Raw genomic sequence first — 14,347 nt, 5'->3', positions numbered from 1 at the left:
TGCCGGAGCTGCCCGTGCGCCAAGTCCAGAACCTTTCGATCACACTGCAAAGCGTCATCCTGGTCTCGCTTATGGGTGTGCTGGCCCTGAGCCTGACAGCACTATCCCAATACACCCTTAATTCAGTTGACCGAAATTATCGGATTCTGCTGAATCAGGATGCCCGCAATGCCATTCTGATCGGGCAGGCATCCATGCAACTCAGCGAGGCGGGGCTGCTCGCGTTTTCGGTTCTGACAGAGCAAACAGAAGCCGCGATGGAGAGCACCCGGCACCGGCTCAACCAGGTCCAGATGCAACTGACGGAAACCATTAGCCGTTTAACCCCGATCGAAGGTCAACAGGCTCAGATCACCGACATTGCGACACAGCAACGCGGACTGTTCGAGCTATCCAACCAGATCGTGGACGCCGCAACACGGTGGCGGGGCGACACAGCACTCAACATTCTCCACCAGGAGTTCACCCCTCAGCTAACCGCCCTGCAAACCAGTATGGCGGACTTACGCAACAGCACGATCAATCGTTACCAAAGCTCCGCACGGTCACTGAGCAACACAACCGAGGCGTCACTCAGCGCCACCACCCTGTTCTCAACCCTTGTCCTGCTGTCCGGAATCGCGCTGGCGGCCTACTTCTCCACAACTCGCATCGCACGCCCGATCAGCCAGCTCACGCAAGTCATGAGCCGGCTCACCCAACACCGCTACACCGACACCATCAATTACCTTGACCGCCAGGATGAGGTCGGCCTGATGGCCCGGGCTCTGCAGGTATTCAAAGACACCATGCAACGATCAGAGGAACTGGAAGCCTCCGCTCAGGCGGTCAAGGCCAAATCAGAATTCCTCGCCAACGTCAGCCACGAGGTCCGAACTCCACTCAATGCCATCATGGGACTCACTCGCCTGACCCTGAAACACCCGTTGAGCGAGGATCAACGCAGCCGCGTGGAAAAAGTGGAGCGAGCCGGACAACACCTGCTCGAAACCATCAATGACCTGCTCGATTTTTCCAAGATCGATGCCGGAAAACTCCGCATTGAACACACCCCGTTTTGCCCGCAACAACTGTTGAGCGAGGTCACACTGCTGGTCGAACAACGAGCGCGGGAAAAGCACCTGACACTGGTACAGGCGCCGCAACCGGAGTTGCCGCAACTGATCGGCGACCCGTTGCGGGTCAGTCAGATTCTTATCAATTTTCTGAACAACGCCATAAAGTTCAGCAATTCCGGCAACATCTACGTCTTTCTTCGGCTCGACACGCCGTCAAACGCAGAAAGCTATCTCTATGGCGAGGTTGGTGACCAAGGTATCGGCATCGAACCAGAGCAGCTGGAACGGCTTTTCCTGCCCTTCGAGCAGGTCGACGCCTCCACCACTCGCCAGTATGGCGGCACCGGGCTTGGTCTCAGCATATCCCGCCAGCTCGCCGAACTCATGGGTGGGGAAATTGGCGCTTCCAGCCAGCCTGGCAAGGGCAGCACCTTCTGGTTCCGCGTAAGGGTCGGCATCAACACCTCCGAACCAGCGACACCAGGGGATGTCATCCTGCCACCTCGGTTCGCAAGCCTGCGAGTGCTCCTTGTCGATGACAACGAAATGAACCGCATGGTGGCCACCGAAATGCTGGAACAGGCCAACCTCGAAGTTGATACCGCTTGCAGCGGGCTGGAAGCGCTAGAGAAATTACTGCACAGCGATGACGGCACCTATGACGCCATTCTCATGGATCTGATGATGCCCGAGATGGACGGTTTGCAAGCCACACGGGAGCTTCGCCGTCACGAGCGCTTCAAACACATCCCCATCATCGCGATGACGGCGCGCGCCCAGCCGGATGACATCCAACTTTGCCTCAGCGCAGGCATGAATGGCCACCTCGCCAAACCAATCGATGAGCAGCAGCTTTGGCGAATGCTTCTGGACACCCTGTCCGGGGCAACCAACCTGCCCGAAGCCGAAGCCGAAGCCGCACAGGCACCGCCCGCGCCAAATCATCACGCTGACTTGATTGACTTGGAGCCATTGAACCGGATGCAAAAACTGATGACCCCGGCCCGCTTCAGCCACATCATCGACCTGTTACTGCGAGAGCTTGGCAGTCGCAGCAACCAACTGAAGGACGCTCTTCACGCCGGTGACCGTGAGAGCTTGCATCAGCACACCCACGACCTGATCAGCATTGCCGGCCAATCCGGGCTTACCCGGCTGGCATCGCTGTGCGAGGAGGTCACGGAGATGCTAAGGCGCAACCTTGGCGACGAAGCGTTCGCTCTCGCCGAAGAACTGCGACCAACCATCCACCACAGCATTCAATCACTGGAACATCACTTTGATGATCTGACACCCGCGAACACCAAGACCCTGGAGTTGAACGATGGCTCGCTCTAACCTTGCAAACAGGCTATCCGATACCCCAATCGCCATGCATCAGCAGAAAGTCCTGATTGTTGATGACCAGGTCTTGAACCGCGCCTTTGTCGCCGCGGAAATTGAAGATTTCTGCACGCCGGTCTCCGCCGAGAACGGCGCCAAAGCACTCAAGCTGGCCAACCGCCTGAAGCCTGACCTTATCTTAATGGACATCAACATGCCGGGCCTTGACGGCTTCGAGGTCTGCCATCAACTGAAGTCCAATCCACACACCGAAGACATCCCGATTATCTTTGTGTCTGGAATGACCGACACCGCTTTCGAAAAGGAAGGGCTTGAACTTGGCGCGCTGGACTACATACGCAAGCCGTTCGACCCGGACATCCTCAAAGCCAGGGTCAGAAACCAACTCCAACTCCAGAGACAACGGCGGACTCTCGAAAAGATGTCCAACCGTGACGGACTGACGGACATTGCCAACCGACGCTATTTTGATCTGTCACTCCACCGGGAGTGGGAGCGCATGAAAGAATTGCGACACCCACTTGGCTTGCTGATGATTGACGTCGACGCATTCAAGTCCTTTAACGATGAGTACGGCCATGTGACCGGCGACCGCGCCCTCAAGCTGATTGCCCAACGCATGGAACAGACCCTTAAGCGCTCAGGGGATCTGGTGGCCCGTTATGGCGGCGAAGAATTCGCCTGCATCCTGCCACACACCGATAACAGCAGCGCCAGGGTTATTGGCGATCAACTCTGCGCCGCCGTACGGGACCTGCGAATCCGTCACTCGGCATCGCCCGCAAGCCCCTACGTGACCGTAAGCATTGGCTGCGCAAGCGTCCTCCCAAAAGAAACTGATTCTTTCAAGCGCCTGACCGCCCTTGCAGACCAACGACTTTATTCAGCCAAGAAGGCAGGGCGGAACCGTGTTGTCCATTGCTAACGCCACCGGACCAAAGCCGTACTTAGCCGGCCTTTTGTCCGGCTTTCTGAGCTGCAGCCTTCCAGTAGCGGCTCACACCGACGGCGACATTCATCTTGCCCATTGGTGGGTATCCCCTGGTGAACAGGCGGGTATCGCGGTCATCCGGGAATACATTGAGCGTGCAGACCTTCATTTCAGCGACACCGCCATCCCCGGCAGCGGGACTGCCCGTTACTACCAGACCCTCAACCAATTGCTTGCAAGCGGGAGCACGCCGACCGCCTCGCAGGTGATTGGTTATGATATCCACCTTTGGGCTCGCCAGGGGCGCCTGGTGTCGCTGGATGACGTTGCCCGGAAAGAAGAGTGGAACGAGGTTATACCCTACGCTATTCAGCAGCTTTCGATGTATGACGGCCACTGGTATGCCGCACCTTTCAATGTCCACTCCACCAACTGGCTGTGGGTAAACCAGCATCAACTCGAGGCCATTGGCGGTCAGGAACCCGACACCTGGGACGATTTTATCGTACTACTGGAAAAGGCCAGGCAAGCGGGAATCATCGGCCTGGCCATCGGCAATGAACCATGGGAACAAACCTTGCTGTTCGAATCCGTCGCAGCAGGCGTTGGAGGCGTCCCATTTTACCGACGAAATTTCCTTGAGTTGGCACCCCAGTCAGGCGACCGGGAAACGTTCGAGCAGGCCTTTGGACGAATGAGGAAGTTGCAGGAATTCGTGGGGGATGAATACACACGAATGGTCTGGAGCGATGCGACCCAGCAGGTCCACAACGGTGAAGCCCTGCTTCAGGTACAAGGTTCCTGGGTCGATGGCGAGTTCACCGCCGAAAACCAGCAGCCCGGAACCGACTACCAATGTTTCCGCTTTCCCGACACCCAGGGCATGGTGCTGTTCAATGCCGACCAGTACATGCTTCTCAACGAAAGCGATGCTTCGGCAGACACCCGCCGGAAGCTCGCAAGCCTTTTGATGGACAGCGACCTTCAGCGTGACGTGAATCTGGCCTCAGGCGCAATTCCTGCGCGGGTGGACGCCACAAGAAGCGCCTTTGGTGACTGTGGGCAAAAGGCAATCAGCGACATGCGCAATGCCAATATGCGGCGCACCCTGATGGGCTCGGTGGCCATGGGCAACGCCCACCCCGCCCCGATCAAGGAGGCGGTTTACCGCATCGTCGCCAGGCACTTCCAAGGCGACATTAATGACCGGCAAGCAAGTGAGCAACTGGTTCAGGTTCTGACCGATTCCAAATCGGACTGATCAAAACGTTTCTCCCGGCACAGGCGCTCAACCAGAGCCAGGAACTCATCGCTCGCAGCAGGCTTCAGAAGCGTCGCATCAAACGCCACTCCATACAGCCGGGCGACGGGGCTCGGCGGCATGGAGGAATACAGCAGCACCGGCAGTTTCGGGTGGTGCTTGCGCACCTCTGCCAACAGCCCCCAGCCATCCATGTCCGGCATCAGCTGATCGGTCACCAGCAAGTCCACACCCTCTTCTTCCAACAACTCCAACGCCTCACGCCCGCTCGGCACAGCATCCACGTCGAAGCCATACCCTCCGAGAATCTCTCCTACAAAGGCCCGGGTTAATTCCACATCATCAACAACCACGACACGGAACCCCTCACCATCAACTTCACGGGCATGGGTCTCCTCCATGACGGCGGCAACCTCCGACTCCTCCGCCACAGGCACGGCAACCTCGAACCCAAACACACTGCCAGCTGGCTGGTTGTCGTAGAGCTCAAGGTGACTCCCCATCTGCCCTAGCAGCTCCTCCACCACCGACAAGCCAATCCCAAACCCTTCGGTTGACGACACCTGCTTGCCCCGGGTGAACGGTTGAGTCAGATGGGCCCGTAATTCTTCAGGAACCCCCACCCCGGTATCGACCACCTCAAAACGTACCCGAACCCGATCCAGCTCCCGCCCCAGGCGCTCAACCCGCAAGGTCACGACGCCACCCTGGGTGTATTTGGCGGCGTTACCCAACAGGTTAAGCAACACCCGGCGCAACGGCCGGAAGTCAATCTGAACAAGGGGCGGCAAATGCGACGAGATCTCGCCCTGGAAACGGTTGCCGCCCCGTTCCGCCAGCATGCGGCCATCCACTTCAATCTCATCAAGGAACGCATACAGAAACCCGGCCTGCAGGTTCTGCTCGGTTACCGCCAGTTCTTTCCCCGACAGCAGGATCAGGTCATCCAGCAACGCCAGTTGCTGTCGCGCCTGACGTTCAATGTGTCGCCCCTGATCGCTATCCCCCATCACTTGTGCCTGATGGATTATTCCCACAAGCGGAGCCCGCAGATCGTGGCTGACCCGGGCAACCATCAACTCCCTCGCAGACAGCGATTTTTGGAGCTGGGCCGTGCGCAGTTCGACCATTTGCTGCAGGCGCCTGCGACTGCTCTCCTGAACGTCCGCCAGCTCGCTCCGGGTCGCCAACTCACGCTTTCGACTGGCCAGGCTTAACGACACCACCGTCATCACCACCAACACCAGCATCATGAGATTTGAACTCACCTCGAAAAGATCTTCGCCATAGTGCAGAGACGGACTGATCAGGCTTTGAGTCACAATCGACACCCCCTGAAACAGCATGAACGCAGCCAGTCCCCAGGCCAGCGCACTCAGCCGAACCCGGTAGATCAGCGCAACCGCCAACAGCGACGGAATCAACAGGTAGGTGCCGTAACGGAACAGGTTGAACAAAAAACGGGATTCGGAAAAGTCGCCCACCAATCCCCAGAGCAGCAAGCCAGTACCGACCACCAGATACCCGGAAACCAGGGCCTTCACCCACACCGGCAGCCTGGCGACCCGAAACAGCAGGTAGGCATAACTGTAGAACAGCACAAACACCACGGCGGTCAGTATGGCCACCACGGAGCGGGCCCGGGGAAGAAGGTCCGGAACGTAGAACAGGTACCCATTCACAACCAGGGTGACCATCAGGTAGCCAAGCAGACCCAGGGAGCTGGCCACCAAAAGGTAAGAACGAAATATAATCGCAGCCAACAATCCGGAAATCGCGACGACGAGGGTGGCCCCCGACACAAGCCCTTCTTCCAGTTGCAGGGCAGCCATGCGATTATCCAGCTCGGCCTCCGACCACAACTCAGGCCCCAGCACGATCAGGCTTTCACTCTCGACACGCACCCAAACGGGGTAAAGGGAATTCTCTGGCAGGTCTATCAAAAACCGGGGGTGGCGCGCCTTAACCGACCAGTCTTCGAGGGGCACATCACTCCCTGCCAGCTGGCGCTCAAGCACTTCTCCCTGCCGGGTAAACACTTCAACCTTTTCAAGCCGCGGGCTGCCGACCGTCAGCACGCGTTGGCAAGCCTCGCCACCCACATTATTCAGCACAAACTGAAACCAATAGGCGGATTGGCTGAACCGCGGTCGCCAGCCGTCACGGCCCAGGCGGGCAAATGCCTCGACCTGCATGGCGGCGACCTGACTTGCTGAGAGGGCTTTGTCAGAATCTTCCAGAAAGCTGACTTCGAGCCCTTGCGCATAATCAGGCTGCCCGCAGGCAGGCGGCTCATCAAGAACGGAAAGCAGTTCGCCAGCCTGAAGCGCGGAGGACGCCACCAAAAGCCATAAGACAACAAACAACTTCATGGGTTGGCTTCCTCCAGCCCCTTGAGACTCTAGACTTTGGATAACTGGGATTGCTGCCGGTAAGCCCTGGGGGTGACGCCTTCCTGTGCCTTGAAAGCGGTCGCAAAATTAGCTGCCCCACTGAAGCCAACCAATGCCGCAATATCTTCAATCGAGACCACACCTTCAGACAGCAGCTCTTTCGCACGCTGAAGCCGGGCCTGCCGGATGTACGCGAACACAGTCATCCCGAGGCGCTCCCGGAATACTTTCAGGAGTCGTTTTTCATGGGTTCCCGATGCCTTGGCTATATCCTGCAAGGACGGAGGGTTCGCCAGATCGTCAAAGATCAGACGGGAAGCCGCGCGAAGCACCAGCTCATCCGGACCCAGCACTTCCTGTGCAGGTTCGTCATCAGAGCCATCCCGCCCCGCAGCCCGCCAGGCCAGACTCAGGTGAATACGAAGCCGAGCCAACACCTCTTCCGCAGTATAGGGCTTTACCACGAAATCAACCGCCCCCCATTTCAAGCCAGCGAGACGGTCGTCAACAGAGGTGGACGAGGACAGAAAGATGATCGGCACCTTATGGGTGGCTGGTGACTCCCGCAACAATCGACAGACAGCAAACCCGTCCATGTCCGGCATATGAAGATCAAGCACAATAATGTCTGGCTTAACCAGTTGCGCCTGATAAACCGCCTTCCGTGCCGCAGAAACCACCGACAATCGAAACCCTTCCCGGGTTAACACCCGAACCAAGGGTCTTAACTCTTCCGGCCGATCATCCACCAACAGAACATGCCCCGTTAATGTCGATACTTCTCTCACAAATGCCTCCCTTAATCCCCTCGCCTCATTTGTAACGCCTACACGCCCAGAAACAGAGGGGGCGACCCCGAAGGCCCGACATTTTTACGACAGTTAACAATTCAGCACAAGGCGAAACTGGCCAACGTCCACTCAACCAAAAGATTCATCTCCTCAGCCACAAGTTCGCACAACCAAAGCGCGATATCGTTCAAAAATCACTCATTAGGCGAAAGCCGCCCTGACACTACCTGAGGGATCAGATTTGACAGGCATATTTCGCAGTTGCCAGCCGTTCAACTGTTTCAATGGATCATTCAAAAACCTTCTTGGCGCTTCCGTTCTCGCAACACAGTCCCTGTGCGGCCATGCCCTGGCCCAGGGCATGGCATCCCCCAGCGACTATAACGCGCTGATCACGCAGGCCAGAAACGGCATGCACCAACCAGCTCTGGATTATTTCAGCCAGCGCCAGGAGCTGACCGCAAGCCAGCGGCTCGACCAGCTCATCATCACCAGCTGGAATGGGCAAGATCAAGCCACGGCTGAGCTTTATGACAATCACGCCGGCGAACTGTCCGCCTTCCCCGATGCGACCTTCATAGCAGCCCGCGCCAGACGCAACCTCCAACAGTGGCCCCAGGCGCTGGCGCTGCTGGAATCGCTGCACGACCAGCACCCCGGGCATATCGACTACCGACTTGCCCTGATCATGACGCTCGCCGATGCCGGCCAGACCCAACGAGCGCAGGACGAAGGCAAACGCTGGACCTCCGAAGCACCTACCTCTATTGAAGCGAGACTGGGATACGGCTACGCACTTATGCGCGCCGAAGCGCCCTTTGCCGCCCTATTTGAGTTCGACCAAGCCCTGCAAATGGCCCCTGATCGGCGGGACGTTCGCCGCGAATACATCTTTGCGCTGCAGCGAGCAGGATTGAGCACCCCGGCCCTGGCCCTCGCTCGCCAAGACTCACTCATGAGCGAGACCGAACTGCGCCGACTGGAAGCGGACCAGCTTTCCGAGCAAATCCGGCTGTCTGTGATACCGATGGGCGCCCACCGCGACCGCCATACACTCACAGATCGTGCGCTGGCGCAGTCGGAGGCTTTACTCGCCGAGTGGCAGAACCTGCCACCGCAGGAGAGCATCCGCATCCGGCTGGACCGGCTTGGCGCTTTGCGCAGCCGCCTTGCCATGCACCAGCTGAAGAGCGAAGCGGAGCAGTTGATCAGTGAGGGCACCAACCTGCCCGGCTATGCGCAACGCTGGTACGCCGACGCATTACTTTACCTGCGCAACCCCGAGAGCGCCGCTGACATCTACCGTGAACTGATCGCCCACAGCAATCCAAGGGATGCCAGCTGGATCTCGGATCATCAGCAGCTTTACTACGCCCTGGTTGAAGCAGAAATGCTGGACGAAGCAGACGCCCTTAGCCACGAACTGAGCACCCAGCAGCCAGCTTACCGACCCGTGCCAGGCACCCTGCTCCAGGTCGTTAACGGCCGCTGGCTGGATGCACAGGTACTATCGGCCAACAACCACATCTACCGCGACGACATGCCTGCGGCCGAGCGCACCTTTGCCGACCTGGTATCGGACGCGCCGGGCAATACCGGGTTGCGAACCAGCCTCGCCTCGGTTTACCAACTGCGAGGATGGCCACGCCGGGCAGAGCGCGAACTGAAAATTGCCGAATCCACAGACCCGGTGAACCTTGGCGTACTCGCAACCCAGGCCGGAAACGCCCTCGCCCTCCAGGACTGGGAACCCTTCGAGATACTGGCGGACGACCTGGCGCAGCGATACCCGGAAATCCTGGCCAATCAGCGGGTTCAGCGACAGCGCCAGATTCACCACATGTACGAACTGCAGATCACGGCTTACACCGATACCAATAACGGTGACGGCGTTAACGGCAGCGGCGGGTTCGGCATCGACTCCCTGCTTTACAGCCAGCCCCTGCATCAGGACTGGCGGGTATTCGGCGGGCTGGGCTATGCCACCGGCAAGTTCGAGGAAGGTCGAGCGAACTACCACTGGCAACGGGCGGGGCTGGAGTGGCGAATTCGGGATCACACCGTCAGCGCAGAGTTGTCCGCGAACCACTATGGCCACGGCGCCAAGGCGGGCTGGAAGCTCAGCGGCGACCACGAATTCAACGACTACTGGCAATATGGCTGGGAGCTGGAAGGTTTATCCCGCCACACCCCTCTGCGCGCGCTCAACTCAAACACCGACGCCGACCGTCAAGCCGTCTACGTGCGCTGGCGTGCCCATGAGCGACGCGAATGGCAACTGGATCTTTCCGCCATGGCTTTCAGCGACGGCAATGAGCGCCTGCAGGCGGGCATCAGCGGCAAGGAACGCCTGATCACCCAGCCCTACCTCACCCTGGACGCCAACCTGCAGGTAACCACCAGCCGGAACAGCCAGGGCAATGCAGGGCTGTATTTCAACCCGGAATCCGACCTGACTCTTCTGCCCGGGCTGTCCCTCAACCACATCATCGACCGGGAATATCAACAGATCTGGAGCCAACAGGCCTACCTCGGGCTCGGCACCTACAGCCAGAACGGGTTTGGCACCGGTGCCATGATCAGCGCCAGCTACGGTCAGCGCTGGCTATGGAACGAACAGCTCAACACCGGCCTGATGCTAAGCGCCTCCAGCCGCCCCTACGACGGGGAACGGGAACTGGGCCTGGCCCTTCTGTTTGACCTGACGTATCGCTTTTAAGGGAATCCGACAATGACCAAATGCCTTTCGCTGTCTGGGCCATTGCTGGCCCTTGCACTACTCCTGGGCTGCAGCGCCCCGGCCAAACCACCCTTTGTTGCCCCCGATGACCGACCGCAAGCCGCCAGCGAATCGCCCTGGCCAGCCGGTCACGTCATGGGGTTGGCCTACCACGACATCCAGGACCGCAACCCTGACAACACCTTTATGACCGTGCGCACGGCCAACCTGGTTGACCAGTTGGCGCTACTTCGGGCAAACGGTTACCAGCCGGTTTCCGTCGACCAGATCCTGGCTGCCCGTAACGGCGGCCCGGCCCTGCCCGACAAAGCCGTACTGCTCAGTTTTGATGATGGCTTCAGCAGCTTCCATTCGCGGGTGCTCCCCATCCTTCGAGCCTATCAGTGGCCGGCCGTCCTGGCCCCCGTCGGCGCCTGGCTCGACACGCCGGCGGATCAGCAGGTCGATTTCGGCGGAGTTGCGGTAGACCGCCTCCACTTCGCCAACGAGCAGCAGCTCCGTGAGATTTCCGAGTCCGGGCTGGTCGAGCTTGGCGCCCACACCTACAACCTGCACTTTGGCACCCTCGCCAACCCGCAGGGCAATCTTCAACCAGCTGCGTCATCACGACTGTTTTCAGACCAGCAGGGTTACGAAACCGACGAGGAATACCGCGCGCGACTCAATCAGGACATCGGCCAGATCACCGAGCGACTGACCCAGATCACCGGGCAGTCGCCCCGGGTCTGGGTGTGGCCTTACGGATCGGCCAGCGGCACCACCCTTGAGCTCGTCGGCGAGCATGGCTACGAACTGGCACTGACACTGGAGCCTGGCCTCAGTGCCATGACGGACCTGTCCACCGGCGCCCGAATCCTGCTGGATGCCGATCCTGATCTGCCCAGTTTCGCCAACCAGGTCAACCAGGTTCAAAACACCCCGCCCCAGCGGGTCATCCATATTGACCTCGACTACGTCTACGACCCTGACCCGAACGCGCTGCAGGCCAACCTGGACCTGTTAGTCCAGCGCATCGCCGACATGCGCATCAACACGGTCTTCCTTCAGGCCTACGCAGACCCCAAAGGCGATGGCACTGTACGGGAGCTGTATTTCCCCAACCGCCACCTGCCGGTCAGGGCCGATCTGTTCAACCGAGTGGCCTGGCAGTTAAAAACCCGGGCAGGCGTCAACAACCTCTACGCCTGGATGCCGGTGTTGAGCTACGAACTGTCACCTGATCGCCCGCGGGTTCGCCGCCTTAACCCGCAGACTGGCAACATTGAAACCGACCCTGACCAGTACCAGCGACTGTCTCCGTTTGATCCCGAGAATCGCCGGATCATTGGTGAAATCTACGAAGACCTGGCCGCCAGCAGCCATTTCAACGGCCTGCTGTTCCACGACGACGCCCTGCTCTCCGACTACGAAGACGTCAGCCCGCCGGCGCTCAAAGCCTACCGGGAGGCCGGGTTTGGCGATGATATTCTCACCATCCGCGACAATGAAAACCGGTTCTGGGACTGGAGTCGCTTCAAGAGCCAGTACCTGGTTGCGTTCACCCAGGAACTGACCGAGCGCACTCGTGCTGTCCGGGGGCCGCAGATCAAGACTGCCCGCAACCTGTTTGCCGAGCCCGTCCTGAATCCCTACAGCGAGACCTGGTTCGCCCAGAACCTGGACGACTTCCTGAAGGCCTACGACTGGACCGCCCCGATGGCCATGCCGCTGATGGAGTCCGTACCCGACAACCAAGCCCGCGAGTGGCTAGCCCGTCTGGTTCAGGAAGTGGGCAAACGCCCCAATGGTCTCAACCGCACCATTTTCGAGCTCCAGGCCCGGGATTGGCGGAGCATACCGGCAACACCGGTGCCTGATAAGGTCTTGCTGGAGTGGATTGAAACCCTGCAATGGCATGGAGTGCGCCACTTCGGCTACTACCCGGACGACTTCCACAACGACCAGCCGGCGCTTTCCGTTATTCGCCCGTCACTGTCCAACGCCTGGGAGCCGAAGCCATGAAAGACCGGATCATTGCCATCGTTATTCTCTTGATCGTACTGGCCGGCCCGCTGGGCTTTGCTCTCAATCTCACCGGCCAACTACTTCTCAACTTCGTCTTCCTGTACCCGCTTCTGATGTCTGCACTCTGGATCTCGGGGGCAACCTACTTCTGGTTCCACTGGGAACGCCGCTGGAGTTGGCGCCACAAAGACAAACCGCTACAGGTACCGGAGCTCAAGGGCGAGCCGCTGGTATCGATACTGATTCCCTGTTTCAACGAGGGTGACCATGTCCGCGACACCCTGGCGGCCGCGCTTAACCAGAACTACCGCAACATCGAAGTGATTGCCATCAACGACGGCTCTAGCGACAACACCGCCGACGTCCTCAACCAGCTGGCTGAGTCGGAACCACGCCTGCGAGTGGTCCACTTAGCCAAAAACCAGGGCAAGGCCGTTGCCATGCGCAGCGGGGCCCTGGCCGCCCGAAGTGAGTTTCTGGTGTGCATTGACGGGGACGCATTGCTCGACCCGGATGCCGTCCCCTTTATGGTGGCCCCGATGATCAACAACCCCCGCGTGGGCGCAGTCACCGGAAACCCCCGCATCCGCACCCGCTCAACGCTGATCGGCCGCATTCAAGTGGGCGAGTTCTCGTCGATCATTGGCATGATCAAGCGAACCCAACGGGTCTACGGGCGAGTCTTTACGGTGTCCGGCGTGATCGCCGCCTTCCGTCGTACGGCACTCGACCGGGTCGATTACTGGAGCGTCGACATGATTACCGACGACATCGACATCAGCTGGAAGCTCCAGCTCGACCACTGGTCCATTTTCTACGAACCGCGGGCCCTGTGCTGGATCCTGATGCCCGAAACCCTGCGTGGCCTGTGGAAGCAACGGCTGCGCTGGGCCCAGGGCGGCGCGGAAGTGCTACTCAAGAACGTGCGGACTATCTGGAAATGGCGCTGGCGCTACATGTGGCCACTGCTGTTTGAATTCTGCCTGTCAGCAATCTGGGCATTCACCTTCGCATTGACGATTGTGCTTTGGGTGCTGGGCCAGTTCGTTGTACTGCCCGAGAGCCTGCGCATCATCCAGCTCGTGCCCCCAGGCTTTACCGGCTTGTTGCTGGCCTGCGTGTGCCTGACCCAGTTCACCGTCAGCCTGCTGATTGAACGCCATTACGAGCGAGATCTGCACCGCTGGGTGTTCTGGATCATCTGGTATCCCGCGGCCTATTGGATGATCACGCTGTTCACCACCCTGGTCAGCTTCCCCAAGGTCATGCTCAAACGCCGCAAACAACTTGCAACCTGGACCAGCCCGGACCGAGGAATCAAGAGGTCATCATCATGATGCTTATTCAGACACAACAACACTGGCTCCCGCGCCTGCTGAACATTATTTTCACCCTGCTCGCCTGGGCCGCTTTCGCCTACCTGATGATTGATGGCATCAACACGCTGCTTCATGGCGGGCCTCGTCCGAAGGAGTTTTCGCTGCCTGGGGAGTTCTTTGCAACCCTGCATAGCCTGCTGTGGTACCTGGTGATGGCCGCAGCACTTTCAGCAGTACTCCTCGGGTGGGCCAAATACAATGAACGACGGGCCGCCCGCTACCATCGTCGCAAGCGCATGCCCGACATTACCGAGGCGCAGCTCGCTGCCAGCTTCGGAGTGAGCGTGGAGGTTCTAAAGATGATGCAGCAGGAACAGGTCCTGGTGCTGTTTAACGATGGCGAAGGACGGCTGTCAGAAGCTTCCTTTGTTCGCCAGGACTGCCATAACCTCGACGTTCGAAGCACGCAAGCACCCCTACCGGAAACCGAGCTTCTCGCGGTATAG

Annotated in this window: 9 protein-coding genes; 7 read left to right on the top strand and 2 right to left on the bottom strand. The window is 59.1% G+C overall.

The annotated features are described in order from the left end of the window. The first annotated feature begins 14 nt into the window (after window positions 1-14). From BMZ67_RS09755 to BMZ67_RS09745, 3 genes are read left to right on the top strand one after another with little or no spacing between them, the layout of a single operon-like run. Window positions 15-2,396 (top strand): response regulator, encoded by a 2,382-nt coding sequence (locus BMZ67_RS09755; protein ID WP_092022006.1) that lies wholly within the window; start codon window positions 15-17, stop codon window positions 2,394-2,396. Beyond that, window positions 2,383-3,327: a diguanylate cyclase domain-containing protein gene (locus BMZ67_RS09750; protein WP_217642478.1), complete on the top strand. Its 945-nt coding sequence runs from the start codon at window positions 2,383-2,385 to the stop codon at window positions 3,325-3,327. The genes BMZ67_RS09755 and BMZ67_RS09750 overlap by 14 nt, the downstream gene beginning before the upstream one ends. After that, entirely contained in the window at window positions 3,311-4,594 is a 1,284-nt protein-coding gene (locus tag BMZ67_RS09745; protein ID WP_217642477.1) for an ABC transporter substrate-binding protein, read from the top strand. Before BMZ67_RS09750 ends, BMZ67_RS09745 begins: the two co-directional genes overlap by 17 nt. Here the strand turns inward: BMZ67_RS09745 and BMZ67_RS09740 are convergent. After that, window positions 4,564-6,966, bottom strand: coding sequence for a hybrid sensor histidine kinase/response regulator (locus tag BMZ67_RS09740; protein ID WP_092022004.1), 2,403 nt, complete (start codon window positions 6,964-6,966; stop codon window positions 4,564-4,566). The two genes, BMZ67_RS09745 and BMZ67_RS09740, sit on opposite strands and share 31 nt — an antisense overlap. A 29-nt stretch (window positions 6,967-6,995) precedes the next feature. After that, window positions 6,996-7,775: a response regulator transcription factor gene (locus BMZ67_RS09735; RefSeq protein ID WP_092022002.1), complete on the bottom strand. Its 780-nt coding sequence runs from the start codon at window positions 7,773-7,775 to the stop codon at window positions 6,996-6,998. Between the two features lie 244 nt (window positions 7,776-8,019). On the opposite strand from BMZ67_RS09735, the gene pgaA reads away from it, so the two are divergent. Genes pgaA through pgaD form a run of 4 tightly spaced genes read left to right on the top strand, consistent with a single transcriptional unit; the run spans window position 8,020 to window position 14,347 of the window. Further along, a complete protein-coding gene (pgaA, locus tag BMZ67_RS09730) occupies window positions 8,020-10,497 on the top strand; it encodes a poly-beta-1,6 N-acetyl-D-glucosamine export porin PgaA (protein WP_092022000.1) in 2,478 nt (825 codons plus the stop codon). A 12-nt stretch (window positions 10,498-10,509) separates the two neighbouring features. After that, window positions 10,510-12,519 carry a poly-beta-1,6-N-acetyl-D-glucosamine N-deacetylase PgaB gene (gene pgaB / locus BMZ67_RS09725; protein ID WP_092021999.1) on the top strand — a complete coding sequence of 670 codons (2,010 nt, stop codon included), beginning with the start codon at window positions 10,510-10,512 and terminating at the stop codon, window positions 12,517-12,519. Then, window positions 12,516-13,859: a poly-beta-1,6-N-acetyl-D-glucosamine synthase gene (gene pgaC / locus BMZ67_RS09720; protein WP_092021997.1), complete on the top strand. Its 1,344-nt coding sequence runs from the start codon at window positions 12,516-12,518 to the stop codon at window positions 13,857-13,859. The genes pgaB and pgaC overlap by 4 nt, the downstream gene beginning before the upstream one ends. Beyond that, the gene (gene pgaD, locus BMZ67_RS09715; RefSeq protein ID WP_092021995.1) at window positions 13,856-14,347 is read left to right on the top strand and encodes a poly-beta-1,6-N-acetyl-D-glucosamine biosynthesis protein PgaD; all 492 of its coding nucleotides are present in this window, start codon (window positions 13,856-13,858) and stop codon (window positions 14,345-14,347) included. Before pgaC ends, pgaD begins: the two co-directional genes overlap by 4 nt.

The sequence above is a fragment of the Marinobacter zhejiangensis genome (genome assembly GCF_900114775.1).
Classification (GTDB): domain Bacteria; phylum Pseudomonadota; class Gammaproteobacteria; order Pseudomonadales; family Oleiphilaceae; genus Marinobacter; species Marinobacter zhejiangensis.
Note: the sequence above shows the minus strand (reverse complement) of the source record. Positions and strands in the feature narration are given on the sequence as shown.

Excerpts from the sequence above, each read along its gene's own strand:
- BMZ67_RS09750 (WP_217642478.1), top strand. The coding sequence starts at position 2,383 with ATGGCTCGCTCTAACCTTGCAAACAGGCTATCCGATACCCCAATCGCC.
- BMZ67_RS09740 (WP_092022004.1), bottom strand. The coding sequence starts at position 6,966 with ATGAAGTTGTTTGTTGTCTTATGGCTTTTGGTGGCGTCCTCCGCGCTT.
- pgaB (WP_092021999.1), top strand. The coding sequence starts at position 10,510 with ATGACCAAATGCCTTTCGCTGTCTGGGCCATTGCTGGCCCTTGCACTA.
- pgaC (WP_092021997.1), top strand. The coding sequence starts at position 12,516 with ATGAAAGACCGGATCATTGCCATCGTTATTCTCTTGATCGTACTGGCC.
- pgaD (WP_092021995.1), top strand. The coding sequence starts at position 13,856 with ATGATGCTTATTCAGACACAACAACACTGGCTCCCGCGCCTGCTGAAC.